We start from the raw sequence: 24,715 nt of genomic DNA on the forward strand, positions 1-24,715 counted from the left end.
CAATATTATAAAACATACTGACTTGCTTAATTACTTTTTAAGAGTATTTCTACTATTTCTGGTGAATCATTTACTCGTAAAGGAAATGAACTTCTTCCCAATCCCTTACTAATAATCATAACTGTGTTCTCTTTTACAAACAATCCAGCATCATATTTGGGAAAGAATCCTTGATGAGGTGCAATCACACCCCCAACAAACGGAATCCGTATTTGACCTCCATGGGTATGACCACACAATACTAAATTAATTTTATGTTCCACAAAAGTTTCAAAGAATTCTGGGCGATGAATTAGTAAAATAGTATAGCTATCATCGGTTTTTAATTTCTCTAATTCTTGTAAAACTGCTACGTTCTCTGCGTGATATCCATTATTCTTTGATATGAAATGCGGATCATCTATACCCATCAACTCAATTGATTCACTCTCTCTTTGAAATTTAACACTTTGATTTCTTAATACAGTAACACCAATTTCCTTTAATTTAGCTTCAAATTCAGGATATATAGAAACACGATATTCATGATTTCCATTTACGTAATACGTCGGTGCTATTTTAACTAATTGTTGAGCTACTTGTATTGCTTCATTGATATCTGTTCGTCTTGAATCAATCATATCTCCACTTATAAATATTACATCTGGTTTAGTTACCTTTACTTGGTCATAAAATTTTGTTGTATTACAATAAGCTTCATTGTGTATATCTGTAAGTAATGTAATACGAAAATCATCAAATGATTTTGGTAACTCGTGTTTTTGTATAACGTATTTTGTAATTTGTATTCGATGGTTATTCACGATGGATACAATCAAAATGATACTCATTGCAATTATGATTCCAACTAATAAATAGATCATATTCATCCTCTCTTTCTTTCCTAATACTACTTGATATGCAAACAAAAAGAAAGATGCGGTTATTTACCGCATCCACAATCTTCACATTCATCATCGCCACAGCCACAATCGTCGCCATCGCAACCACAATCTTCGCCATGACAACCTTCACCACCACAGCTACCATTACATCCACCATGTGACATTTGTTTTTCATACACAAGGGTATCGATTACTGTACATTCAATTTCAATTTTAGCTCCTTTTGGAAGTGCTGCAACTTGAACTGTTGAACGAGCTGGGAATGGTTCATTGAAGTAAACTGCATAAATTTGATTCATTGCATCAAATTCAGATAAGTCTGTCATAAATACAGTTGTTTTTACAACATGACGAGTTTCAAGATTCATTTCTGCAAGTACTGCTTCAATGTTCTTTAAAACTTGTTGAGTTTGTTCTTGAATTCCTCCTGGAACAATTTCACCAGTTGAAGGATCCATTGGAATTTGGCCTGATAAATAAACGAAATCTCCTAGCTTAATAGCTTGAGAATAAGGTCCTAGTGCTTTAGGTGCATTAGGAGATGAAATAGCTTGAGTAAACATGATACTCCTCCTTTATATTAATAGAAATCTGTTCTTGAATCATCTGTATCTTCTTGATAGTAATCAGATTCAAGTTGTTGCATCTTGTGCGCATGGTGCTTCACAAAGATTGAATATGTGATAAATAAACCATACAAAAGTGTAACAATTAAAAAGGCTACCGACAAAAAATCATTAATGTTTTCTATCATAATCCTCACCTCTCCTTGATATTATATGAAATCTCAAATCGTTTGTCTAATATAACACATTATAATACTTTTTTTAGTCTTGTCACTAGTATTGGAATAAGAACCAATTGGAATACAATGGCTACTGCCCCTGAAACAAAATTAGAAGTAAGTAGTGTCCACCATTGATTCATGGATGTAAAGCCCAATAATAGACTTTGTACTATGGAGAACATCACTCTACCTGATACAATGGCTAAAATCAAAGCAAAATAAACATTCATTTTTTTTGATAGTAATCCACTCATTAACCCATATGTACCAATTTCAAATGCCATTGATACTCCCATTGGAACAAGTGGTGGCATAGCTGTAAGAATACTACTTAATAAAGGTAGAATAACTCCTACTAGTAACCCATAAGGTCCCCCGAGTAGAAATCCTGCGAAAAATGCAGGCAAATGTAATGGCGATAATAATTTCGAAACCTCCGGTCCAAATAAATGGAATACCTTTGGTAATACAAGACCGATCGCAAGTAATACTGCCGCAATCGCTATTTTTTTTGTTGTTTTATTCATGTTCTAACCAATCTTCTCCTTTGATGACTTCTACCGGACTTAGTCCTGGATAATCCAACTGTCTTAAGACTTCATAAACACAAATCGCAACACAATTTGATAGATTTAGACTTCTCGCATCTTCTACCATAGGTAGACGCGCACAATATGCTAAATGATGTTTTAAAATTTCTTTAGGGATTCCTGTGCTTTCTTTACCAAAAACAAGATAAATATCCCCTTCAACCTCTTTATAGTCAAACATCGTTGGACTCTTTCTACCATAACGTGTTATGTAGAAATAAGTTCCATCATTTTTATCACAAAACTCAGCCCAATTTTTGTAAGTATGAACTTCTAGTTTATCACGATAATCCATTCCTGAGCGCCGCAGGTGTTTCTCATCTAATGAAAATCCTAGTGGTTCAATTAGGTGTAATTGGCAATTACTTGCCATGCAGGTACGCATAATATTACCAGTATTTTGTGGTATTTCAGGTTCAAACAAGACTACATGAATCATCCTTTTTTCCTCCTCAAATAATAACTTCCACCACACATCATTATCATCCCCATAAGAAATGTACCCGCAATTCTAAATACCAAATCGAAGAAGAATTGACTAGGTACCATTTGGATTAAAATATCTGTAGCAGGATCTAATAAAAATAAATCATTCGTAAAGAAAATATAATGAAATTGTAACCAAAATTGATTGAAATCAATCACCGCATACAATCCCAGGAATACAAGAAGTGTTACTGATGATAATGTAGCTGATAAGAACATTTCAGTACCATTCTTAAGTGCATCCTTTTTATATGTAAAATAACCGATTAATCCAAACAAAATAAATCCAATCCAGCTTAGAAACTTAACATTCATGGCATTCAAATACAATACTTTTACATCCACCATATGCATGATTTCTTTTTCATTAAATACTTGTCTTTGTTCGCCTAGTATTGTTGCGGTTACACTCAAATCATTTCGTTTGTCTTGAATATAATCAAGTAAAACATTCGTTGTTTCTTTTAATTCCTCACGACTAATACCAATATCCTCAGCAACACCAATTTTAGCGTATTCTTTATCATAAAAATTGCGATTAAAACTAACTACATCCAAACAAGTTAAGAAAAATGCCACAATAAAACATATAGTTGCAACAAAGAAACTCACTCTAGAGAGGATTTTCATTTAAGTACTCCAATAGTTTTCTTAGTGCTTTACCTCGATGAGAAACACTATTTTTCATTTCTTCTGATACATTCGCTAGGGTTGTCTTGAATGGTTCATAATAGACTATTGGATCATAACCAAACCCCTTTTTACCTTCAATACTTGTAGCAACACTACCTTCAATTGTATCCCTGAATACAACAGCTTCTTTACCAGGTATACTCAACGCAATCGCACAAACGAAACGACAAGCACGATTCGTTTCATTTTTCATACGCTCTAATAAAACACTATTCTTGTAGTCATAACTCGTATCATGACCTAAATAACGTGCTGATTGAACACCTGGTTCTTTATTCAATGCATCAATTTCTAAACCTGAATCATCAGAAATACATGGAATATTAAATTGATTCGTAATAGATTGTGCTTTGATTATAGCGTTTTCTTCAAATGTTACTCCTGTTTCTTCGATATCAATTACTTCAGGTAAATCATTGATACTTCGCACATGGTAACCCAGTGGTTCTAACATATGTTTAAATTCTTCAATTTTATGAGCATTCGAAGATGCTATAAATAAATCTTTCATTGTTTTTCCCCTTCCAAGCTAAACCAAAACCGTGTTGGATAATTTTGATTAGCATCATAAATCAATGTTTGAATCATAATTTGATTCTTATAAAATCCAAGTCTAATTTTACCATAATTATATAATATCTGTTCATTAAAATAGTTATGATTAACCCATAATTGAAAGAGTTCTTTTTTCTTGTCACTATTCAATTCATCCATAAATAAGGGTTTTGGATTTTGTTTAAATTGAATGTAATAATCCGTATTGAGAAGTGCTTTAATTATTTTTTCATCATGAAGATTAAATTCACACAACACATCATATACCATTAGAAAATAGTCTCTTACTTGTACTTGACCTTGAAACATTCTCATTCTATAACCAATGTTAGCCATGACATCAAAAATTGGATAACCCCAATTGAAACAAGTGTCTAATGTCGTACGAATACGATGATTGTTATAACATTTTTCAGTTGCTTGATAGACATTTTCAATGATTTGTACATCAGCAACAGATAGCCATTTTGTTTTCTGAATTGTATATGGAGATTCTTGATCATATATAAATCCAAATTCATGTGTTTCCTTACGTAGTACTGTTCCTTTTAGTAATTTAAGAATGCCAACTTGTATTTCACTTGCTCCACAGGCAAATAATTGTGAATATGATTGCTTAAATGAATTCAAATCTTCATAAGGTAATCCCCCAATAAGATCTACATGCATTACACAACCTGCCTGACTTAAGCGTTTAATATTTTGAACTAACTTATCTAAATTTTGAATCCGATTTACAGCTTGCAATGTTTGTTTATTAAACGATTGAACACCCACTTCAAAACGAAAGCGCTCTTTATTCGCTTGTTCAAAAAAGGACAGCATTTCTTCATTCATTGTATCCAATACAACTTCAAATTGAAAACTGAAATCAACATTTAGTTGTTCAATACATTGTGCAATCTTCAAAGCACGTTTTGGTTTCACATTAAATGTACGATCCAAAAATTTAACTTGTTTACACACCTTTCCTTCAAGTTGTTTTAAAATGTTCATGATGTATTGCTCAGAATAAAGTCGTACTTGATTATCCAAAGAAGATAAACAATAACTACAACGATAAGGACATCCTCTGCTTGTCTCTACATACAAATAACGATTCTTTTGATTCTCTAAATCAAAAGGAAGAAAATATGGACTTTCAAGTGTCTCAAGCCAACTTAATTGAACTTTCGCATAGGGTATTTCCGATTTGTATGCTTTAGACACAAAGCCATCTATCTCTTTTTCTTGTCGGCAAGCTTTCCAAAAAGTAATTTCCCCTTCACCTCGAAGGATTCCTTCTATTGGATAATTCAACCAATCTTCATATTCATATGATACTTCTGGTCCTCCAATTAAAATTCGAATATTTGGGTTCATTTCAATGATCTTTATTACTAATTGTTTCGATTCTTCTTGATTCCAAATATAAACAGATAAACCAATAATATCTGGATTTGACTCAACTAATTTTGAAGCTACATCATCTAAGTTATCACGAATCGTATATTCTTGTATTTCCGTATTAAAAGAAACATCACGAGCTACATAAAGCCATCGTAATGCTAGACTGGTGTGTATAAATTTGGCGTTGAGTGTCGTTAATATTACTTTCATATAATCTCCAATTCTTGTCTATTATATCACCTTAGATAGGATACAAAGAAAAAAACTTTAATTTACATCTTTAAAATATCACTCCATGATAATCTATCTATTTTTTATTGATTAAATGGATGATTTTGGTTTTATATCTTCTTATAAGTGTTTATAGACATCACCGCAAAGAGGCTTGAAATCAGAAGTTTGCACATATCTTCTCATTTCTCGTCATAACTCCTTACAGCTTAGTTTTGGAAGAGCAAGCATAGGAAGTGTGGCTTATTTTTTTAATAAAGAAGCTTCACACATTCCAAAAAACGCCTTGTTGGGAAGTATCCCAAACCCTATTTGTTTTTTCAAATGGCTATCTATAAGTGCACCTCGAATGAAGTGGACGACAAGCAAGAGATATGGTACAATTTTTTCAAGGAAAATCATGGAACATGAAGAAAATTCATATAATCCTCACAAATGAGAAAGCATGAAAACTATTTATAAAACTACTGGGAGCAAAAATGCTGCGTTGGAACTATATAACGCTCAGCTAACCAAACTTGGTTATCCATACAAAGATATTTTTGTTAACACTTCCTTTGGTGAAACGCACTTAATTGAGACAGGAAACCTCAGTGGAAAACCATTATTGGTGTTTCATGGAGGAAACTCTACCACTTCTTACAATCTTTTGGCTTGTCAGTTTTTACTTAGTGACTTTCGCATCTACGCTGTAGATATTATTGGACTTCCCGGTAAAAGTGCAGAAATTTGCCTTTCTCCAAATGGATATAGCTATGGAAAATGGGCAAATGAGGTTGTTAGCAGGCTCGGTTTTGAAAAAATCCGATGTTTTGGCGGCTCTTTTGGTGGTGGGGTTTTGGCAAAATTTATGTGTGTTGCACCAAATAAAATTGAAAAGAGTGTACTTGTTGTACCGTCAGGTATAAATAACGCTTTTCCTATTGGCTCTATCAAAATGACGATTCCGCTTCTAAAATATCTGTGCACAAAGAATGATATCTATATCAAACAAACAGCTCTATTTATGTCTATTACAGAAGATGTTTTAGATACCGATACGCTTGATACTGTAAAAAATAGCTTTGACCATGTAAAAACAAAAGCTGGAATGCCGTCAAATGTCAGTGCAAAGCTTATGAGACAATGCCATGCCCCAACACTTGTTATGGCAAGCGAGAAAGATTGTCTATTTCCAGCTAAAAAGGTTTTAAAGCGAGCTAAAACTATTATTCCAAACGCTGTTACTTATGAGTTAAAAAACAGAGGACATATGCATTTACTGACAGAAGAAGAAAAAACAATGATTATAGAATTTCTAAAATAGCTACAGCGAATGAGCATAATCCGTATGTTAGATAGCAGAGCCAGTCGTCCTTGTCAACGATAAAATGAACGGCTTTGCCGTTGTTGACAAGCCCGCCTGTTTCTACTCATTGGCAATCAAGAGGGCGAAAGCAAGGAAGTACTTTCGCCCTCAATCATTATGAGCGGATGGTTACGCTGGAGGATTCTTTTTATATTTTCCCATATCTTTTTATAAGTGTGCAAGAAATCCGGTCACCATTTGGGCACCAAAGCGTCAAAATCTACAGTAATTTGAACATTATAAAAGTAGAAATAGCACAATATTCATGCGGGTTCATGTCATTTCTCACCGCCTAAATGATTCTTACTGTGCTACTTTTTTTATTGTATTGATTTATTTTCCTTTCTTCATCATTCTATTTCAAATAAAGTAAGTAACCAAAAAGAAAAAGTCTATGAAGTAGTTACTTCATAGACCATGAAATTCTCATTTATTGATGTTTATGCCCAATCATCTAATTTAACATTACCACTAATTGTACTAACAAGAAATTTACTCTTCGTATTTCCTTGGGATAATTCGGCTGTACCACTTATTTTTTTAGCGTTGTATTTATCAATAAATCGACCACTAACAGATTTGAATCGCATGATATACCCATCATTTTCATGTAATGCAATCAATACACTACCACTTACTGTAGATCCTGAATAATCACAATTTGCCTTAGCAGAGAGTTTAACATTTCCACTTGTCGTTTTGAAGTTTAATCGTTGATAAGGTTTAAATTGTCTAATTCCTCCGCTTATTGTTGTCATGATTGCATGTGTTCCTTTTCCATGCGATTCTAGTCGACCACTGACAGATTCTATATCCAATTGATTCGCATCTACATAGACTTGTACATGTCCGCTTGTTGACTTGAGTTTTAAATCGATATTCCTCGGTTTTGGTAAAAACAATTGAAGAATTCCTTTAGTTATTCGAATACATACAAGAGTCTCAATACTTAATTTGCGTTCTATTACCAATTCATTGTTTTCACAAGTAATTTGAATTTTATTGTTGAAATCACCATCATACTTCAATAAAACATCTTGTTCATCATGATAAGTTACGACAATATCTTCTTCTACAAGTTTCGCTCTAATTCTTTCTACATCAGAATAATGTTCTACTATTTTCATTTTCTTCACCTTTAGAAATTAAGAATTAATCCCAATCTTCTAGTTTAAATCCACCACTTACTGTTTCAACATCAAATTGTAATTCACGATCACCAAAATTAGTTTTCATATCGCCACTGAATTTTTGGTTATTGTATTCATCTTTAAATGAACCTGACACTGAACTAAATTCCACTTCATACCCAACAGATGGGTCGTATAAATTACAACGTACGGTACCACTGACTGTTGATGCTGTAAGTTTTGAATTTGCTTCCGTTTTTAAACGAATGTTACCACTCACTGTTTCTGCATCGATTTCATTGAATGTACCATACATACGAATATTACCACTCACTGTATTTAAATCTGCATCTATTCCCGATGCTTGCCCTTCGATATTACCACTTACCGTATCAACGAATAAATCCTTTATATCTGGTTGCACATCTACACTACCACTTACATTTGATAAATCTAATTTATTGATTTGATCAGACGGCGCATAAATTTCAACTCTTCCTGAGTAACCAAAATTGAAAACAAAGAAATACCACTCTTTTTCACGTTCAATTCTTAAATCATTTCCTGTTGCATTCATCACAGGAACTCTATCCTTATTGCCGTAGTATTTTACAACGACATCATTTGAATTGTGTTCGTAAACAACAATACTCTCTTCTACAACATTTACTTTAATATTCTCAATATTACTAAATCTTTCTTCCTTAACTAATTCATTTTTAACAGAATCTCTGTTACTAAAAAATCCCCAATTTGTTTTATATCCAATAAATGCAGTACTTGCAATTCCACACACAACAATTAATAAAATTGATAAAACTACAAGTTTAGTTATTAGTATCTTTTTCATTCGTTAGTACCTTTTAATTGAAAGATAACCACAATAATTTGATGGAATATTCCGGAAATAACCCAAATAATCCAAGTAATTCCCCATGCGTGTGTTACAAATGAAATTAACAGATAGATTGCAGTTATAATTAACCAATAAATAGAAGATATTGCTTCAAATACTTTACGATCTTTAGGTTTCATTGATTTAATTTCACGTTCTTGTGAATCTTCATAATCTTTATATTCCTTTGGAGTTGACATATATGAATAGACGATCATTGCTGTAGCGATAGCTGCAAAAATTAACAACGTAATTACACCAACAGCACCCCCTACATCTTCCATTCCAACTTCTTCTCCTATTACTGAGAATAAAATCAATGCTGCAGCTCCTAAAATATACAAACATACTCCAATTGCTGTGTTCTTCGCATTTCTTTTGCGATATGAGTTTGCTTCAATCACAAAATCCTCATTTGGCATAACTTCTCTAATCATCTCATCTACATCTCCCATATTGGCTACAGCTAAACCATAGCTTTCAGTTTCTGATTTTCCTTCTTTAAGGTAATCTTCAAATCGTTCATTTAAATTGGAAGCAATCTCCTCTTTTAATTCAATTGCCTTTTTAGTTCTTGGTACATCCTTGAAAATTACATCTACATAGTTTCTAATTTTGCTATTCATTGTCTATCCTCCAATATCTTATCGATCATTGATTTAGCATCTTTCCAGTCATTCAGGTTTTCATAATATAGTTGTTTACCCAATTCGGTAATCGCATAATATCTTCGTCGAGCACCTGTTGCTTCATCACCCCAATACGAGATAATATATCCACCTTGCTCTAGTCTTCTAAAAGTTGTATACAGTGTTGCTTCTTTTAATTCAAAGCGACCGCTTGTCATTTCATTAATAGCTTTATTGATTTCATAACCATAGCTATCATGATTTAGAAGTTGAGCCAAGATAAATGTATCTGTGTATCCACGAATAATATCAGACATCACTAACATCTTTGTACCTCCTTGATACATACAATATATTCCAAGATACCTCGCCTGTCAAGGTATCTTTTTAAAAAATGTATTATTTTTCGTGAAGTACTTCCGATTTATTTTCTAATTATAGTGAAATATCCTTTAAAATAAACCTTTTTCATACAATAGCATTGAAAGAAGTTACTTATTAGAGTACAATAGACTTTGCGAAAAAGAGGTAAAAAAATGACAAAAGTACGTACTAGATTTGCACCTAGCCCTACTGGCTACATGCACATAGGTAACTTAAGAACTGCATTATATGAGTATTTAGTTGCTAAAAAAGACCCTGATGGGGTATTCATTCTTCGTATCGAAGATACAGATCAAGGTCGTTTAATTGAGGGAGCTACAGATATTATCTACAATACATTAGCACAATGTAAGTTATTTCATGATGAGGGACCAGATGTTGGAGGCAACTATGGTTCATATGTACAATCTGAGCGTATGAAATCAGGTATTTACTTAGAATATGCTGAGAAACTAATCGATTTAGGTGGTGCTCATTATTGTTTTTGCCAAGAAGAAGATATCCAAGCTCAACGTGAATTAGCTGAAGCTCGTGGAGAATCATTCATATTCAATGATCCTTGTAAGAATTTATCAGTTGAAGATGCTCGTGCAAGAATCAAGAATGGTGAAACATATGTTGTAAGACAAAATATTCCAAATGAAGGAACAACTTCTTTTGATGATGAGGTATATGGAACAATCACTGTTGAAAACAGTACGTTGGATGAAGCTATCTTGCTTAAATCAGATGGTTTCCCTACTTATAACTTTGCAAACATTATTGATGATCACATGATGGAAATTACTCACGTTATTCGTGGAAATGAATATTTATCATCAACTCCTAAATACAACCTCGTTTATCAAGCTTATGGTTGGAATATTCCTACATATATTCATTGCCCTCCCGTTATGAAAGATGAACATCATAAATTGTCAAAACGTAATGGTGATGCTTCTTTCCAAGATTTAGTGGCTAAAGGATATTTACCAGAAGCAATTATTAACTATATCGCATTACTTGGATGGTCACCTGAAACAGATCAAGAGATTTATACATTGGATGAACTTAAACAAGCTTTTAATGTTAAACGTATTGGAACATCCGGAGCAATCTTTGATGTTGATAAATTAACATGGATGAATGGCGTTTACTTGCGTAATATGGATATCGATACTTACTATGAAACTGTAAAAGACTATATTACTGAAGGAGTTAAGGGGAACTATTGTCACAAAGAAATAGCTAAAATACTTCAACAACGTGTTAATACACTAAGCGAAATCGTTGAAATGGTTGATTTCTTTGATACATATAATTCATTTGATCCAGAGTTATACACAAACAAGAAAATGAAATCAAACCCGGAAGTTGCACTTTCTTCATTAAAGGCAGCAAAAGAGTTACTTACATCACTAAATAACTGGGAAGAAACTACAATCCATGATGAAATGATGGCTCTAGTTGAAAAACTTGGTATTAAGAATGGACAATTATTATACCCTGTTCGTGTTGCAATTACTGGTAAACAATTTACACCAGGTGGCGCTATTGAAATATCCTATATCTTAGGAAAAGAAGAAACACTAAGAAGATTAGACGTAGCTATTCAAGACCTAGAAAAATAACAAAGATGATGCCGAGGCATCATCTTTTATTTACGGTTTAGTTCTATTTCGTATTCATAAAAATCTTGATTATAGTAAGTTGTATCAAATTCAAAAGGTTTATCATTTTCCAAATAAGTAAATAGTTTTAAACGAAGTAGCGCTTTATTCTCTTCAACACCTAATTCTTTTGTATCTTTCTTGTCTAAACATTCAACTCCAAATAATTGAGTTCCTTTACCAAGTTTTTGTTTGTATTGATTTTCGAGTAACTTATATATTGAATTGTTCTCTAGATCTTCAGTTAATAACCATTCATTATTTTCTTTCATGAAATAAGCTTTAGAAAGACATAGTTTTTTATCCTCAACTATTCTTAATCTTTTAATGAAAATTACATCCGTATCTTCTGGTAAATTAAAGTAATTAGCCATCTCTTTTGGTATTTGTACAATACATCTTTCCAATAAAATCGTTCTTAGAGGTAAATCCAGGTTTCTCATACGCTCATTGAACCCCACTAAATTCATGACATTTTCACGGATTTGATGATTTACAAATGTCCCTTTACCATGTTCACGATATAAATAACCCTCACTCACTAAATCATTCAAAGCCCTAACAACCGTAATTCGACTTGTATGATAAAAATCACCTAGCTCAGTTTCACTAGGTATTTTAGAATTTTGTTGATATTTACCGTTTTTTATATCTTCTTTGATATTATTCTTAATAATTTGATATAGTGGTTTATTTGAATTCATTTGTATCCCCTGTCTTTCATTACTATTTTAAACTATATCAATATTTTATACAATCTCAACTTGACATATCGAGTAAGCGAAGCTAAGATTAAGTTATCTCGATATATCGAGTTCGGAGGAAAAATATGAAAACTGTATTTGAAGAATTTGGTTCAAAAGTAAAAAACTATTTAGATGACATTATGGTAGTTGAGAAAGACAATATTCTTGAAGCGGCTAAAATAATGGCTGAGAAAGTACAAAATGATGGGTTAGTTTTTACCTTTGGTACTGGTCACTCTCACATGATTGCGGAAGAAATCTTCTATCGTGCTGGGGGATTAGTTCCTGTTTACGCAATCATTGAAGATGGCGTAACTGGAAATCATGATGTTACTAAATCTGAATTTACAGAACGTTTGCATGGTTATGCAAAATGCATCATGGATTATCATAAACCTACAAGTAATGATTGTATGATTATTATTTCTGAATCTGGTAGAAACGCTGTTCCCGTTGAAATGGCTATGGAGTGTAAGAAACGTGGTATTTTTTGTATCGCAATTACCGGGGTTACCTATTCAATGGGACAATCAAGTCGTCATGAATCAGGCAAAAGACTCTGTGAAGTTGCTGATATAGTAATAGATAATCATACTGAATTTGGAGATAATTGTATGAAAATTGAAGGTTTTGATCAACCTGTAGGACCAACTTCAAACATTGCCGCAAACTTCATAATTCATTCCCTCATTCTTGAAACCATTAATAATTGTGTTCAAAGCGGTATGGAAGTTCCTGTCTTCTTCAGTGGAAACCTAGATGGCGCAAGAGAAAAGAATGACATCATGTTAGAAAAATACTGGGGCAGAATTCGTACTTGGTAATATAAAAGTACCTATTCAAAACTATTGAACAGATACTTTAAGCTAAAGATATTGAATTGGGGATATCTACTTAATCTTAAGTGATTAAGCGGATATTCCCTTTTTTAGTACATCCAAGTAATATCACTTATATTACGGTATGGTGACACTTCATTGGTTTCTAAGTCCATCACATATGTATATGTTATATTCCAGGGAACAAGTGCATCTAAAAAAGAAATAATCAATGAATTACGCATATCTGTATAGATCAGATATCTACCATCAGGTGATAATGCAGACAAGTAATAAGAGTTATAATTTTGATCATAATTATTTCCTATGTCTTTAATACATGTTTTTTCATTATTTTTCGTTAAATATATTGATCCATTAATCAATTCCACTGTCACATTATTTTGACTTAATTTTGTGATTTCATCATATGAAGTGTCTCCATATTCCTCAGGACCATAGTAAGTACCTACACCTTGCTCCACTTTTAGTCTTGACCATTCATTATCATACATCGCAATAACGGTGATTTCATTGGTTTCTGGCTGTATTTCGTAATCTATAACATTGTGATTTTGTCCACTATTTGTTTCACCTAATCCTGCATGATTATATAGCACTTCTTTGTTTGTTAAGTTTGCATTTGATTTCATTAAAACCAAGTTTCCATCCACTCGTTCAAGATAGTGTATTTCACCTTCTAAGCGATTCATTACGGATTTATTTTCAAATCCATAATGAACTTTAACTCCTATTAAAAAAAGACCATAAATTCCAAGTAAAATTAATAGAACTATAATTATTTTTTTCTTCATAATCTTATCTTCTTTCTTGATATAAGTATATCGTAGTTACTAAAACAAGTAAAAATATATTTTGAATAGCTATATTCACTACAACATCAAAGCAATTTTATACAATAGACGTATACAATTTATCATCATTATCTTGATTGTCATTACAATCATCAACTTTTAGAATTGAAACAATTGTTTTAGAATTTGGTAAAGGCAATTTAGGATTATAAATATACTGATCCATAGTATTTTGAATCATCGACCAATATAGCTGTGTTAATATTTTTGGGTTTTCTTGATTTATTGTCCCATTTTCCTGCCCATTCTTAATAAATGATTCAAGTTTATTAAAAACATCTGAATTTTTAATAATTTTCTTTGCAAGTGTTGGAACATCATCACTTCGTCTTACCATACTCATAAATGAGAATATCTTTGCTCTATAAGGTTGTTCCTGTATAGAAACAAATAAGTAGTCAGTTAATTTTAGAAAAAAATCATAAATTGAATCATAATACATACCATATGGTAGATTAGTACCTTCTACAGCTATTTTCGTGAGTTCATTAAAGAGTTCTTCTTTATTTTTAAAGTAGTGAAACAAAAGACCAACACTCATTCCTGCAGCTTTTGCAATATCTTGAATCTTTGTACCTGTATATCCTTTCATAACAAAAATATCTATCGATGCAATGATAATTTCTAATTTTCTCTTCTCTTTTTGTTCTAACCGCATAAAACACCTCTTATTGAACAATTATTCATTGAATATATATTCAATATAGTATATTTTAAGCATATTTGCAATGTTTTCATCATCATAAGGATTAATATGAACTTTTATCTTCTTTGATTTGTTAACTTAAACTCTTCTATGTTATCTAAATATATCTTTTACAAACCCTTATTTGAGCATTTAACGCCTTTTTTCTTTATTTATTTCTCGTTATTCCCCTACTTACTTCAGTTTTAATGTATCATCATCAATCAAACTCAGTATATTTATTTCAATTCACTACCAAAACTCTGAATTATGCCAAGAAAAAAGCTCTATTTTCATAGAACTTTAATTTGAATTTATTATGCTAATGCTTTTTTAGCTGATTCAACGATTGTTTCGAAGCCTTTAGGATCATGAATTGCAATTTCACTTAACATTTTACGGTTAACAGTGATACCTGCTAATTTTAATCCATGCATTAATTTAGAATAGCTCATGTCATGCATTCTTGCAGCTGCATTAATACGTGCAATCCATAATTTACGCATGTCACGTTTAGTTTGTTTACGACCTGCATAAGCATAACGCATTGAATGCATTACTTGCTCATGAGCTGTCTTGTATAGTAAGTGCTTAGCACCATAATAACCCTTCGCTAATTTTAATACTCTTTTTCTACGTGAACGTGCAACCGTACCACCTTTTACTCTAGACATTTCTATTTCCTCCTTCTACTTAGTCTTGAATCATGTGCTTGATTCTTTTCATGTCACTAGCTGATACTAGTGTTGATTTTCTTAAATGCACTTTTTGTTTATGACTCTTATGTGCAGCCATATGAGAAGTATAGTTATGGCCTCTCTTTAGTTTTCCAGTTCCAGTTCTTTTTACACGTTTTGCTAATGTTTTTTTGGTTTTCATTTTTGGCATAAAATTTATCCTCCTCTATTTACCTTTTTTTGGCGATAATACTACAGACATTGTGTTACCTTCCATTGATGGTGCTTTTTCAACACCTGCAAACTCTGACATTTGCGCAACGAACTCTTTCATAACCCCTTTGCCAACTTCGATTCTGGTCATCATACGACCTCTAAAACGCATATCCACTTTAACCTTCATACCTTCTTCAGCCCATTTTTGTGCTTGACGAAGTTTTGTGTCAAAGTCGTGTTTATCAATTACAGGAGACAATCTCAACGGTTTAACTTCTGTAACTTGTTGATTTCTCTTTGCTTCTTTTGCTTTCTTTTGAGATTCAAAGCGATACTTTCCAAAATCAAGGATCTTGCACACTGGTGGATTACCATTAGGTGCAACACACATTAAATCTAACTCACTTTCGTAAGCTTTTTCCAATGCTTCGCGTCTAGACATAACTCCCAATTGTTCCGCGTTAGGCCCAATCACAAGTACTTCTTTAAATCGGATGTTTTCGTTGACTAGTTCATCAGTCATGAATTTTTTAGTAATAAGCGACACCTCCATGTCTTTTCTATCGAATAAAAAGCAGGTACATAGTGCACCTGCTTAACTAGAGTTATTGATTAACAATATACAGTAGCGTGAACCCAAATCCTACGGATATCAGGTGAGAAGAGGTGCTTCTACTTTCCACATCTTTAAATACTAGATTAGTATACAATACTCTAAATCATTTGTCAAATATGAAATCCAACGACATGTATATCTACACTACCACATTTCATATTTGTCATATCATAAATATTTTGATAAATTCTATTTTGTAAAATTTCACATGTTGCATTAACATTCGCACCATATTTCAATTTAACATCAATTGCAATATGCAATTGGTTATTTACTATTTTACATGAAATTGCTTTGCTAAACTTGTTTGCAGGAATTCTTTCAACACTATCAACATCGTCAAGTGTAATATCCGCAATTAATTCAAACACATTCTTTGATAATGCAATTTCACCTGTAGCACCTTTTTCATTTAATAATACATATTCTTGAGCCATATCTCTTCACCTCTATATTGGCATTATATCATGAAATTCCCTTTATTTAAAATAGATTTACTATCTTATGTTCAAGAGTTTCTTCATAATCAGGAAGACTTTCATTAAACTCTTCTATACTATGTGTACGTAAACTAACAAGTTCAATAAAATCTCTAAATATATCTAACATGCTCAATAGTTTATCTTCATGAACGATATCAACTTTTCCTACTCTTACCATTGAATTCGCTACGATTTGTGCAAATGTATCCCTACATATTTGAGCATTAACATCTCCAAGTTGACTAAACTGCTCACTGTACCATGTAGGTGGAATTATTAAATTCTTAATAATTTCAATAAATTTAGAGAAATCTTGAATATTATTACCTGGTTCAATGGCAAACAACATGACAAAGAAAACATGCCATTCAAAATCTATATTAATAATACTTTCCCAATATTGTCCTATGATATTACAAAATGGATCTGGGTGTTCATAATTATTTTCTAAGTAAATAGGATAGCTAAAATCAAAATCCATGATTTGAAGTAAATTAAAGTGTTCAAAGTACTCAACCATTTTATATTGTGGATGTTCACAAGATACGAAGTCCTTTATGAAGATGTATTGACTTAATACTGAACTACACTTTCTAAAATCTGTTGTAAACCCAACAGTTTCATTCATTTTCAAAGCAACTAAATCATTAATCGCTTTTGCGATAAATATCTTAAATCCACTCTCTGACATTCCTATTTCACGATCATTTTGTGATTGATTAATCAGTTGTTTATATACAATTTGTAATTGGCGATCTACAACTTCAAGATTATCTCTAATCGAAGCCAAGATATTTTTCATAAATGAATCATAGACAACAAATTGTGTATTCTTATATACCACTTGATGTTCTACTTCAGACCAGAAAGAATGCACAAGTGATTTGATTTGTAATTCAAAGTTAATTTTCTTTTGATTAAAAATCATATGTCCATCAATACGATAGATTGTGAATCCATTACGTTGAAGTTGGGGTTGAGGCATACTTAAATTAAGAAATACATTTGCATTAGCTACACAAACATATAATCCTTTGCCACACTCATGAAAATGATGAAATAATTCATTGAAGATATTATTCTCATCACTAATAAAACGACATTCTAAAGTTAATCCAACGATATCAGGTAATGCATCCATCGCATCTTCAGCAGTGTCAAAATCTAAATAATACTTATTTCGTATTAGTTTTTCTTTTAAACTGTCTTTCGATTTGATACGTGAAGATACGCTAACAATAACGTCTCCCTTATTTTCCATTAATCCTTCAAACAAATCCACAAGCACATGTTCAGTATATTGAAATGTAGCTTGATTTAAATCTAATAGGTTACTCACCTGATCAATAAAATCAAATAGTTCTAGCCGCATGTTTCCTCCTATCGGATTCTTAGTCCTTTTGGTAATTTATTCTTAATAATGGTACCATCACTTTTACCAAATCCAATGCAATTGTTTTGGTATTTGATTCCCACATAACCTTTTGGTGTTACTTTTTGTAAGATATTTCCTTTTCTAAATGACTCAATTTCAGCTATATCACATGATATCGTATGATTTAGCCTTGAATTAAATAGCGTTGATGTATATAAGTGTTGATGAGGTTCAAAGCGATCATTGATAATTTCACCAATCAAAACTTGATTACGTAGCACATAGTTATCTTCTAAATCATAGAATGGATGACTACCGGCATATACACGGTTTTTCTTTATACATAGTTTAACATCACCTGATATCTCTTTCAAAAGATACTCTTTTACACAAGGCATAAGTCTATCTGACTTAACAATATCAAGTTTATGTTCTGTTGTAGGTGAAGTTTTTCTGAATTTCGCAACAAAATGCCCTTCTCCTTTATCCATTGGTAAAATTCGACGTGTATAATTCGTTGGATAATCTTCAATCTTTACCCCTTGTCTTCCCCAAGGAACATTAATTTCAATGCATTCTAAATCTGGATAATTATCCAATACCCACCGTACATTTTCTTCATTCTCTTCGATTGCATAGGTACAAGTCGAATATACTAAGATACCATTTTGTTTAAGTGTTTGGATAGCGCAATTTAATATATGTTTTTGACGTAATGAACAGCTTAAAACATGTTCTTTACTCCAATCTTCTATTGCTTTACTCTCTTTCTTAAACATCCCCTCACCACTACAAGGTGCATCAACTAATACTTTATCCATCTTACCTTGAAGAGTTCGTGCTAGTTTTTCTGGTGTCGAGTTGGTCACAATTGCATTACTAATACCCAATCGCTCGATATTGCTCAATAAAATTTGAGCTCTTTTCGATTCGATTTCATTTGTAATTAATAATCCTTCACCTGTTAGATATTGTGCAATTTGTGTGCTTTTACCACCTGGTGCAGCACACAAATCAAGTACCCAGTCATCTGGTTGAGGTTCCAATATAGAGACCGCGCTTGCTGCACTTGGTTCTTGCATATACATTAGCCCTAAAGCGTGAGGCAATGAATTACCATAGGTTTCATCCGTTTCTACATAATAAGCAGATTTTGCGAATGAAGATGGGGAAGATGGTAAATCGTAGTTTGCAAAAAAATCCTCTTCAGTTGTTTTAAGTGTATTAACACGAAACCCACGAAAAGGTTTAAGTTGAAGAGTTTCAAGGTAAGCTTGATAGTCACTCTCATCCAACAATTCCTTCATACGATCCAAGAATTGTTGATTCATTATTTTAGAACCTCTCTTGTTTTTATTTGGTCTTGATTCATTTGTTCTATTAAATCATCAACTGAATTAAATTTGAGTTCATCTCTTAGGTAAGATATTAACTCAATTTTAATTTCTTGATCATAAATTTGTTCATTAAAATCAAAAATATTTGATTCAACTGATAGTTTATGTGAGAAATTAAATGTTGGATTGTGACCAATATTTATCATACTTTGGTATTTCTTTCCTTGAATGATTGTCCAACCTGCATAAACACCTACTCGTGGAATAATTAGTTCATCTAGTACATCAATGTTCGCTGTAGGAAAACCAATCTCTCTGCCCCTTTTATGCCCATGTACGACGATACCAGATAATTCATATGGATAACCTAGCAAACGGTTCGCATGTTCAATTTCACCTTGTTCTAAATATTCAGTAATCCGAGATGAACTAATTTTCTTTTCATCTTCATTGATTGAATCAATAGTATAAACTTCAAAAAAAGATGCAGCTTGTACTTTTAAAGAGTCTGCACTTCCCTCTCCTTTAAATCCATAATGAAAATCAAAACCACATATCAATGCTTGTAGGTGACACGGAACTAATACCTGCTGAATGAAATCAGTCGGCGTTAATTCAGACATTGGTTTTGTAAAATCCAAGACAATAACACGATCTATACCTAGTTTTTCTGCTAATTCAATTCTTCTTTTCTCCGTAGTTAAGTGTTGGACATCTTTTAACCCTTTTATAGTTACCCAAGGATCTGGTGAAAACGTGATTAATGCACTTTCTACTTGTTTCTCTTTCGCTACCGCAATCGTTTTTTCAATTAAAGCACGATGTCCTAAATGCAAACCATCAAAATATCCAATGCATGCAACAATGGGTTCATTAATTTTATTACCATTTAAACTTATTTTATCTACTTTCATTACCAAAGACCTCTTTTACTACGATATTCATTACCTTCTTTTTCATAAGCTGCTAGCACCTTATGTTGATGAGTTAGAATTACAATGTCGTCTTCACAATCAAGTTTAATTCTTTTTCCTTGCATAATTTCTTTCACGCATTCAACCTCAATTCGTGGATATGCTGGATTAATTACATCTTCAATTTCTCGAAGATTCTCTTCTGTTAGATTATCTAATGTTGTCGCATCCGCTAATGAAACATTCCCAATTTTTGTACGAACCAAAGATGACATTGTCCCTACAGTTCCAAGTTTTTCTGCTATATCTTCACATAATACCCGAATATAAGTACCACTTGAAACTACCGCACGAAATTTGATCTCTCCATCAAACATTAAACATTCTATTTCATCAATCGTAATTTGTCTTGGTTTAACTTCAACCGTTTTACCTTCACGATGATATTCATATAATCTTTTACCATCTACCTTTATCGCTGAGACCATAGGTGGTAATTGTTCTTGCTCACCTAAAAAGGTAGTTAATACTTCTTCAATTTGTATTCTATCGAGGTGTGGTACTTCTTTTTCATTAATCACTTCACCCCAAATATCACCAGTATCTGTTTTAACACCTAGTTTTAAAGTTGCAATGTATTCCTTTTTACTATGTTCACAATAAGGTAAACACTTACATGATTTACCAAGCAACACGATTAAAAGTCCCTCAGCATTTGGGTCCAGTGTCCCTGTGTGTCCTACTGACTTCTCTTTCATCATTCTTCTTATCTTTGCACAAACATCAAATGATGTCATGTTTTTAGTTTTATTTATATAGTAAACGCCGTCCATTGTATCCTCATTTCCTACAACATTATATCAAGTTCATGATATAATAGCAAAGCATCTAGGAGTGAAATATTATGTCAGTTAAACACGTATTAGGAAGAATTAGAAAAGCCGATTTAGACTTTAATTTAATGCAAGAAGGTGATCGCATCGCTGTTGGAGTATCTGGTGGAAAAGATAGCATGCTTCTTTTATATTGTCTTGCTTTGTATCGCAACATCGTCCTGCGTCACATGCATAAAAAAATTGAGATTGTTGGAATTCATATCAAGATGGGTTTTCCAAATATGGATTTCAGTGAAGTCATAGAATTTTGTAAGGAACATGATATTGAATTTCATACAATTGATTCTAAAATATATGATATTTTAAAAATACAAGCAAATGATGATGGTACATTAAAATGTAGCATTTGTTCAAAACTTAAAAAAGGAGCTGTCATCAATGAAGCAAAAAAACTAAATTGTAATAAGACAGCTTTCGCACATCATGCTGATGACGCAATTGAAACTTTGTTCTTGAACGCTATTTTTGGTGGTCGTCTCGCAACATTTGCACCAAAGATGTTTCTCACAAATTCTGAGATGACATTTATTCGACCATTTGTCTATTCCTTTGAAAGTGATATCGTACAAGCTTACAAAGAAGCAGGTATCCCTATCGTTAAGAGTACATGCCCCATGGATGGCCATACAAAACGACAAGATATGAAGGAATTACTTAACTCCATTTATAAAACGTATCCATCATCAAAAGAGAATTTCTTATTGATGTTACATAACCAAAAACAATTAAGTCTATGGGTTAAACAAAGTGATATCGATGAACAAGATTAAACGTGTTTACATTGAAATCACTAACAAATGCAACTTACGTTGTAGTTTTTGTGCTTTTCATCATCGCCCTTTTCGTAAAATGACTTTAAATGAATTTGAACAATGTATTAACCAAATTAGATCCATTACTCCTTATATTTATCTTCATGTACAAGGAGAACCTCTTCTTCATCCTCAGTTTGAAGGAATTATGAACCTATGTGATCAATATGAAATGCAAGTACAGCTCGTTACTAATGGTACATTTATTCATCAGTATCCCAAGCTAGCAAGTCACCCATCACTTCGAAAAATTAGCTTCTCATTGCATAGTTTAGATTATCAAACAATTAATACTCAAGAATACATCCAACATATTCTTGAATTTGTAAATCAGTATATTGAATCCAATGTTGGTTATGTAGAACTACGTTTCTGGGTAAGTGATCATTTAAATGAAAAAGCAACTTTCGCCTTAAATCTAGTCAAAGAAATGTATACTTTGAAAGAAACATCTAAACCAAATAGCTATAAACTAGATGAACGTATTTTCTTGCATTTTGAAAAAGAATTTGTATGGCCTTCTAATTCCAATAACATCTCAAAAGATTGTGGAACATGTCGAGGTGCTAAAGATATGATTGCGATTCTTGCGGATGGTTGTGTTGTCCCTTGTTGCCTAGATTGTGAAGGTGCTATTCAACTTGGAAACGTATTTACTCAATCATTAGTTGAAATAATGAATTCACCTCGATATTTAAATATAATAAAAGGATTCAACGAGAATAAACTCATTGAACCTTTATGTGTTAATTGTGAATACAGAAAACGTTTTGATTAAAATTTTGAAATATCAAATTGTTCTAAATATTTCGCTACGAATTGAATAATCGGTTCTACAGTACCATCTTCAAATGGTGATTTTAAACCTGCTTCCTTAACTATTTCTAGGAATGTTTTGGTTCCTCCTACACTACAAATATGAATGTAATCACTCCAAGCACTTGGATCTTTTTCTACTGATCTTCTCCAAAATTGAAGTGCACATACTTGAGCCAATGTATAGTCTATGTAATAAAAAGGTTCATGGAAGATATGCCCTTGCTGAAACCACCAACATCCTCTTTCCAAGATATCACAACCTGCGTAATCTTTATGTGGTAAATATTGCTTTTCTAATGTACGCCACATAACTTTTCTATCATTTGGACTACATTCTGGATTTGCATAAACTTCATGTTGGAAATGGTCAACTAATACACCATAAGGAATAAACTTAATCGCATCTGCGACATGTGCATAATAGTATTTGTTTGCATCTTCTTTAAAGAAATATTCCATCCAAGGATGTGCAAAGAATTCCATGCTCATGGAATGAATTTCCGCACTTTCCATTGTCGGAAACATACATTCAGGAATAGTAATTGTTTTCATCGATAGATAGGATTGTAGTGCATGACCTGCTTCATGTGTTAAAACATCAACATCACCACTAGTCCCATTAAAATTACTGAAGATAAATGGTACTTTGTAGTCAACTAAATCAGTACAATAGCCTCCACCTTGTTTGTTTGGTTTACTCTCTAAATCAAATAATTCTTGATTTACCATGACATCGAAGAATTCACCTGTTTCTTTAGACATTTCATGGTACATTTTATTTGCAGCTTTGACCAAATCATCTTTTGTTCCTTTTGGTTTTGGATTGCCTGATAAGAATACATTATTCAAATCGTAATACGCTAATTTATCTAATCCTAAGTTATTACGTTGTTGTTCAAAGAGTTTCATTGATTCTGGAACAATGTATTTTAACACTTGTTTACGATAGTTTTTAACCATCTCAGCATCATAATCTAGTCGCGACATACGTAAGTATCCTAATTCAATGTAGTTTGAGAAACCTAGTTCTCTTGCCATTTTGGTACGTATCTTTACCATTTGATCATAGATATCATCAATTTCAGCTTCATTCGCTTCAAACCATGCCATTTTAGCTTTAGTTGATCTTTCTCTAATATCACGATCTTGATCGGTCATCTTGACACCAATACTTGGTAGATTATAAATCTCACCATCAAATTCAATTTTTGCACTTGCAAGAAGTTTTGAATGACGAGATACTAAACGATTTTCAATTTGTAAGTCCGGAATTAACTTAGGATCAAATGATTTAATTGCGCATTCTGCCATTTTAAAGAAAGCATGCGGAATCTTATCTTCTACTTCTTTTCTACATTTGCTTGTACAAACAATTTTGTACAAACGTGTATTTAATTCTTGATACATCGGACTTATTTCATCCCAATAATCATTTTCACTTGAATAAAAATCATCACTAGAATCAATTGTATAGCGAACACTACATAATGTAGACATTGTCTTGACATGATTTCTAATCTTATTAATTTTATTAAATAATTCCATGAAATCATCACCATTTTCACAATGATCCAGTTTAAATAGTAACATTTCAAGACTTGCTTTTGTTAATTCAAAATCCGGTCTTTCATACTTAAATTCAGTAAATTTCATCTTATCACCTCATACTGTATTTTTCTAATTTAAAGAATATATATGATTATACCATGATATAAACCCAATTTAAAACATTGTACATAGGGGTATAAGATTTGTTGAGTTCTACTATCCATCACAATTAATTGTTCACTATACCAA

General features: G+C 32.4%; 29 protein-coding genes. 5 read left to right on the forward strand and 24 right to left on the reverse strand.

Annotated elements, in window-relative coordinates; genetic code table 11:
* Window positions 1-26: 26 nt before the first annotated feature.
* From RR643_RS01580 to RR643_RS01615, 8 genes are read right to left on the reverse strand one after another with little or no spacing between them, the layout of a single operon-like run.
* A complete protein-coding gene (locus RR643_RS01580) occupies window positions 27-863 on the reverse strand; it encodes a metallophosphoesterase (protein WP_332482115.1) in 837 nt (278 codons plus the stop codon).
* 59 nt (window positions 864-922) lie between these two features.
* Window positions 923-1,447: a RidA family protein gene (locus RR643_RS01585; RefSeq protein WP_332469673.1), complete on the reverse strand. Its 525-nt coding sequence runs from the start codon at window positions 1,445-1,447 to the stop codon at window positions 923-925.
* Between the two features lie 17 nt (window positions 1,448-1,464).
* Window positions 1,465-1,638 carry a hypothetical protein gene (locus RR643_RS01590; protein ID WP_332469672.1) on the reverse strand — a complete coding sequence of 58 codons (174 nt, stop codon included), beginning with the start codon at window positions 1,636-1,638 and terminating at the stop codon, window positions 1,465-1,467.
* A gap of 59 nt (window positions 1,639-1,697) precedes the next feature.
* Window positions 1,698-2,198: an ECF transporter S component gene (locus RR643_RS01595; protein WP_332469671.1), complete on the reverse strand. Its 501-nt coding sequence runs from the start codon at window positions 2,196-2,198 to the stop codon at window positions 1,698-1,700.
* Window positions 2,191-2,700, reverse strand: a complete 510-nt coding sequence (locus RR643_RS01600; RefSeq protein ID WP_332482116.1) for a tRNA (cytidine(34)-2'-O)-methyltransferase — start codon at window positions 2,698-2,700, stop codon at window positions 2,191-2,193. The genes RR643_RS01595 and RR643_RS01600 overlap by 8 nt, the downstream gene beginning before the upstream one ends.
* Window positions 2,697-3,377, reverse strand: coding sequence for a TIGR01906 family membrane protein (locus RR643_RS01605; RefSeq protein ID WP_332482117.1), 681 nt, complete (start codon window positions 3,375-3,377; stop codon window positions 2,697-2,699). Before RR643_RS01605 ends, RR643_RS01600 begins: the two co-directional genes overlap by 4 nt.
* Window positions 3,361-3,951, reverse strand: coding sequence for an RdgB/HAM1 family non-canonical purine NTP pyrophosphatase (rdgB, locus tag RR643_RS01610; RefSeq protein WP_332469668.1), 591 nt, complete (start codon window positions 3,949-3,951; stop codon window positions 3,361-3,363). Before rdgB ends, RR643_RS01605 begins: the two co-directional genes overlap by 17 nt.
* Window positions 3,948-5,594 (reverse strand): B12-binding domain-containing radical SAM protein, encoded by a 1,647-nt coding sequence (locus RR643_RS01615; protein ID WP_332482118.1) that lies wholly within the window; start codon window positions 5,592-5,594, stop codon window positions 3,948-3,950. The genes rdgB and RR643_RS01615 overlap by 4 nt, the downstream gene beginning before the upstream one ends.
* A gap of 466 nt (window positions 5,595-6,060) precedes the next feature.
* On the opposite strand from RR643_RS01615, the gene RR643_RS01620 reads away from it, so the two are divergent.
* Window positions 6,061-6,921 (forward strand): alpha/beta fold hydrolase, encoded by an 861-nt coding sequence (locus tag RR643_RS01620; RefSeq protein ID WP_332482119.1) that lies wholly within the window; start codon window positions 6,061-6,063, stop codon window positions 6,919-6,921.
* 482 nt (window positions 6,922-7,403) lie between these two features.
* On the opposite strand, the gene RR643_RS01625 is transcribed toward RR643_RS01620, so the two are convergent.
* From RR643_RS01625 to RR643_RS01640, 4 genes are read right to left on the reverse strand one after another with little or no spacing between them, the layout of a single operon-like run.
* Window positions 7,404-8,090, reverse strand: a complete 687-nt coding sequence (locus RR643_RS01625; protein ID WP_332482120.1) for a DUF4097 family beta strand repeat-containing protein — start codon at window positions 8,088-8,090, stop codon at window positions 7,404-7,406.
* A gap of 25 nt (window positions 8,091-8,115) precedes the next feature.
* Entirely contained in the window at window positions 8,116-8,943 is an 828-nt protein-coding gene (locus RR643_RS01630; protein WP_332482121.1) for a DUF4097 family beta strand repeat-containing protein, read from the reverse strand.
* Complete coding sequence (locus RR643_RS01635; protein WP_332482122.1) at window positions 8,940-9,614, reverse strand: permease prefix domain 1-containing protein; 675 nt, start codon at window positions 9,612-9,614, stop codon at window positions 8,940-8,942. The genes RR643_RS01630 and RR643_RS01635 overlap by 4 nt, the downstream gene beginning before the upstream one ends.
* A complete protein-coding gene (locus RR643_RS01640; RefSeq protein ID WP_332469662.1) occupies window positions 9,611-9,943 on the reverse strand; it encodes a PadR family transcriptional regulator in 333 nt (110 codons plus the stop codon). Before RR643_RS01640 ends, RR643_RS01635 begins: the two co-directional genes overlap by 4 nt.
* 210 nt (window positions 9,944-10,153) lie before the next feature.
* On the opposite strand from RR643_RS01640, the gene gltX reads away from it, so the two are divergent.
* On the forward strand, window positions 10,154-11,611 hold the full coding sequence (gene gltX, locus RR643_RS01645; protein WP_332472500.1) for a glutamate--tRNA ligase: 1,458 nt from the start codon (window positions 10,154-10,156) through the stop codon (window positions 11,609-11,611).
* A gap of 26 nt (window positions 11,612-11,637) precedes the next feature.
* Here the strand turns inward: gltX and RR643_RS01650 are convergent, their stop codons facing one another.
* On the reverse strand, window positions 11,638-12,354 hold the full coding sequence (locus tag RR643_RS01650) for a GntR family transcriptional regulator (RefSeq protein ID WP_332482123.1): 717 nt from the start codon (window positions 12,352-12,354) through the stop codon (window positions 11,638-11,640).
* A gap of 125 nt (window positions 12,355-12,479) precedes the next feature.
* Between RR643_RS01650 and RR643_RS01655 the strand changes: the two genes are divergently transcribed.
* A complete protein-coding gene (locus RR643_RS01655; protein WP_332472498.1) occupies window positions 12,480-13,220 on the forward strand; it encodes an SIS domain-containing protein in 741 nt (246 codons plus the stop codon).
* 104 nt (window positions 13,221-13,324) lie between these two features.
* Here RR643_RS01655 and RR643_RS01660 read toward each other — a convergent pair whose 3' ends face one another.
* From RR643_RS01660 to truB, 10 genes are all read right to left on the reverse strand, one after another.
* On the reverse strand, window positions 13,325-14,029 hold the full coding sequence (locus RR643_RS01660) for a hypothetical protein (RefSeq protein WP_332482124.1): 705 nt from the start codon (window positions 14,027-14,029) through the stop codon (window positions 13,325-13,327).
* A 97-nt stretch (window positions 14,030-14,126) separates the two neighbouring features.
* Window positions 14,127-14,747 carry a TetR/AcrR family transcriptional regulator gene (locus tag RR643_RS01665; protein ID WP_332482125.1) on the reverse strand — a complete coding sequence of 207 codons (621 nt, stop codon included), beginning with the start codon at window positions 14,745-14,747 and terminating at the stop codon, window positions 14,127-14,129.
* 344 nt (window positions 14,748-15,091) lie between these two features.
* A complete protein-coding gene (gene rplT, locus RR643_RS01670) occupies window positions 15,092-15,448 on the reverse strand; it encodes a 50S ribosomal protein L20 (protein ID WP_332472495.1) in 357 nt (118 codons plus the stop codon).
* Between the two features lie 19 nt (window positions 15,449-15,467).
* Window positions 15,468-15,662 carry a 50S ribosomal protein L35 gene (rpmI, locus tag RR643_RS01675; RefSeq protein ID WP_332472494.1) on the reverse strand — a complete coding sequence of 65 codons (195 nt, stop codon included), beginning with the start codon at window positions 15,660-15,662 and terminating at the stop codon, window positions 15,468-15,470.
* A 15-nt stretch (window positions 15,663-15,677) separates the two neighbouring features.
* Window positions 15,678-16,220 carry a translation initiation factor IF-3 gene (infC, locus tag RR643_RS01680; RefSeq protein WP_332472493.1) on the reverse strand — a complete coding sequence of 181 codons (543 nt, stop codon included), beginning with the start codon at window positions 16,218-16,220 and terminating at the stop codon, window positions 15,678-15,680.
* Window positions 16,221-16,393: 173 nt separating this feature from the next.
* Complete coding sequence (locus RR643_RS01685) at window positions 16,394-16,720, reverse strand: Asp23/Gls24 family envelope stress response protein (protein WP_332472492.1); 327 nt, start codon at window positions 16,718-16,720, stop codon at window positions 16,394-16,396.
* A 46-nt stretch (window positions 16,721-16,766) separates the two neighbouring features.
* The gene (locus tag RR643_RS01690) at window positions 16,767-18,137 is read right to left on the reverse strand and encodes a RelA/spoT family protein (RefSeq protein ID WP_332469988.1); all 1,371 of its coding nucleotides are present in this window, start codon (window positions 18,135-18,137) and stop codon (window positions 16,767-16,769) included.
* A gap of 8 nt (window positions 18,138-18,145) precedes the next feature.
* The gene (locus tag RR643_RS01695) at window positions 18,146-19,471 is read right to left on the reverse strand and encodes an NOL1/NOP2/sun family putative RNA methylase (RefSeq protein ID WP_332482126.1); all 1,326 of its coding nucleotides are present in this window, start codon (window positions 19,469-19,471) and stop codon (window positions 18,146-18,148) included.
* Window positions 19,471-20,391 carry a bifunctional riboflavin kinase/FAD synthetase gene (locus tag RR643_RS01700; RefSeq protein ID WP_332469986.1) on the reverse strand — a complete coding sequence of 307 codons (921 nt, stop codon included), beginning with the start codon at window positions 20,389-20,391 and terminating at the stop codon, window positions 19,471-19,473. The genes RR643_RS01695 and RR643_RS01700 overlap by 1 nt, the downstream gene beginning before the upstream one ends.
* Entirely contained in the window at window positions 20,391-21,224 is an 834-nt protein-coding gene (truB, locus tag RR643_RS01705; RefSeq protein ID WP_332482127.1) for a tRNA pseudouridine(55) synthase TruB, read from the reverse strand. The genes RR643_RS01700 and truB overlap by 1 nt, the downstream gene beginning before the upstream one ends.
* Window positions 21,225-21,295: 71 nt before the next feature.
* On the opposite strand from truB, the gene RR643_RS01710 reads away from it, so the two are divergent.
* Both RR643_RS01710 and RR643_RS01715 read left to right on the forward strand, forming a co-directional pair.
* Window positions 21,296-22,057 carry a tRNA 2-thiocytidine biosynthesis TtcA family protein gene (locus tag RR643_RS01710; RefSeq protein ID WP_332482128.1) on the forward strand — a complete coding sequence of 254 codons (762 nt, stop codon included), beginning with the start codon at window positions 21,296-21,298 and terminating at the stop codon, window positions 22,055-22,057.
* Entirely contained in the window at window positions 22,044-22,877 is an 834-nt protein-coding gene (locus RR643_RS01715) for a radical SAM/SPASM domain-containing protein (protein ID WP_332482129.1), read from the forward strand. The genes RR643_RS01710 and RR643_RS01715 overlap by 14 nt, the downstream gene beginning before the upstream one ends.
* Here RR643_RS01715 and RR643_RS01720 read toward each other — a convergent pair.
* Window positions 22,874-24,571, reverse strand: coding sequence for a M3 family oligoendopeptidase (locus RR643_RS01720; RefSeq protein ID WP_332469982.1), 1,698 nt, complete (start codon window positions 24,569-24,571; stop codon window positions 22,874-22,876). The two genes, RR643_RS01715 and RR643_RS01720, sit on opposite strands and share 4 nt — an antisense overlap.
* Window positions 24,572-24,715: the final 144 nt, after the last annotated feature.

Source organism: Anaerorhabdus sp. (assembly GCF_036637135.1).
Classification (GTDB): domain Bacteria; phylum Bacillota_I; class Bacilli_A; order Erysipelotrichales; family Erysipelotrichaceae; genus Anaerorhabdus.